Below are 2,308 nucleotides of genomic sequence, written 5' to 3' on the forward strand. Positions count from 1 at the left end.
CAGGGCCGCGAGTTCGCCGGCCATGGGGTGGTGCGCCACCCTCAGGGAGCGGTCCGGGAACCGAACCGCCTGTTCGACCCTGTTGCTTGACAACGTTGTCACACAGAGAGGCCGTCGACGATGACCCTCCCGCGAGGCAGCACAGCACTGGCCGCCGCAGCACTGCTCGTGCTCGGAGCGGCCGTCCCAGCCCAGGCCCAGCCGTCGTCCGGGAGCGCGGCGGAGGACCCCGTCACCCTGGTCAACCCGTTCGTCGGCACCCAGAACTTCGGCAACACCTTCCCCGGCGCGAGCGCCCCGTTCGGCATGGTCCAGGTCAGCCCGGACACCGGCGGCCAGGGCGGCTACGACTACCAGCAGGGCTTCATCCACGGCTTCAGCCAGACCCACCTGTCCGGCGTCGGCTGCCCCGTCGCGGGCGAGCTGCCGATCATGCCCACCACCGGCGCGGTCACCAGCACCGACCACAACGCCTACCGGTCCGCCTACAGCCACGACGACGAGGAGGCCGAACCCGGCTACTACCGCGTCGGCCTCCAGCGGTACGGCATCGGCGTCGAGCTGACCGCCACGCCGCGCACCGGCTGGCAGCGCTACTCGTTCCCGGCGGGCGCGAGCGGCAACGTGCTGCTCAACACCGGCAAGGCCAACCAGCAGGTGCTCGACTCGCAGGTGCGGGTGGTCGACGACCGCACCGTGGAGGGCCGGGTGCGGGCCGGGCGGTTCTGCGCCGGGCTGGACGAGCACACCGTGTACTTCACCGCCTCGTTCGACCGGCCCTTCCAGGCGTTCGGGACCTGGCGCGGCGGCGCGGTCACGCCCGGCGCGCGGGAGGCGTCGGGCAGCGGCGGCAACGGGGCCTACGCCACGTTCGACACCACCGCCGACCGGGACGTGGTGGTCAAGGTCGGCCTGTCCTACACCGGGATCGAGGGCGCGCGGAAGAACCTGGCCGCCGAGACCGACGGCCACGACTTCGACGCCGCCCGCGCCGCGCTGCGGCAGACCTGGCAGGAGCAGTTGGGGCGCGTGGAGATCGGCGGCGGGAGCCCGGAGCGCCGCAAGGCGTTCTACACCTCGCTCTACCACTCGGTGCTGCACCCGAACCTCGCCGGGGACGTGGACGGCCGCTACACCGCGTTCGGCGGGCAGGTGAAGCAGGCGCAGGACTTCACGCCGCACCAGAACTTCTCGCTGTGGGACACCTACCGCCCGCAGAACCAGCTCCTCGAACTCCTCGAACCCGAGGTGGCGCGGGACGTCGCGCTGTCGGTCCTCGCGGCGGGCCGCGACGGCGGCTGGCTGCCGAGGTGGGCGCTGGCCAACAGCGAGACCAACATCATGACCGGCGACCCGGTCACCCCGTTCCTGGTCGAGGCGTGGTCGCGCGGGCTGCTCAAGGGTCACGAGGCCGAGGCGTACGAGCTGCTCAAGCGCAACGCCACCAGCCTGCCGCCGGACGACTCGCCGTACAACGGGCGCTCCGGCGTCGAGCACTACCTGGAGCGCGGCTACGTGCCGTCCGGGCTGGAGAAGGGCGTGGACTGCCCCCACAAGGGCGGCGACAACGACTGCGCCCACCCGGCGTCCGCGACGCTGGAGTACGCGGCGGCCGACGCCGCGCTCGCCCTGATGGCGGAAGGCTTGGGGCAGGAGGAGGACGCGCGCGCCTTCGCCGCCCGCGGCAAGTGGTACCGCAACCTCTGGGACTCCGGCACCAAGCACTTCCGCCCGCGCACCCAGGACGGCACCTGGCTCGCGCCGTACGACCCGGTCGAGGCCGGGCACCAGTTCCACGAGGGCGGCGCTCACCAGTACCAGTGGCTCGTGCCGCAGGACCCGGACGGGCTGGACGACCTGATGGGCGGGCGGCGCGAGACCGAGCGCAGGCTCGACGCGTTCTTCGCCTACGACAAGCTGCTCGTCGACCCGGCGGGCACCGCGCGCACCGAGTGGATCACCCAGCCGTACGACTACTACGGCAAGCCGACCTACAACCCGAACAACGAGCCCGACCTGCACGCGCCGTACACCTACCTGTCGGTGGGCGCGCCCGCGAAGACGGCGACCGTGGTGCGGGCGGCCATGACCCTGTTCACCGACAGGCCGGACGGCATGACCGGCAACGACGACCTGGGCACGATGTCCGCCTGGTACGTGTTCTCCTCGCTGGGCCTGTACCCGACGATGAGCGGCGCGGGCTTCTTCGCCCTGTCCAGCCCGCAGTTCCCCAGCGCGACCGTCCACATCGGAGACAAGGCGCTCGCCATCACCGCGCCGGGGGCCAGCGACGCCAACCGCTACGTGC

At 72.1% G+C, this 2,308-nt stretch carries 1 protein-coding gene; it reads left to right on the top strand.

Annotated elements, in window-relative coordinates; all coding sequences use genetic code 11:
- Positions 1-120: 120 nt before the first annotated feature.
- The coding region (locus ACTUAL_RS00370; protein WP_440898860.1) for a GH92 family glycosyl hydrolase at positions 121-2,308 on the top strand (2,188 nt) is incomplete at its 3' end.

The organism is Actinosynnema sp. (assembly GCF_052038725.1).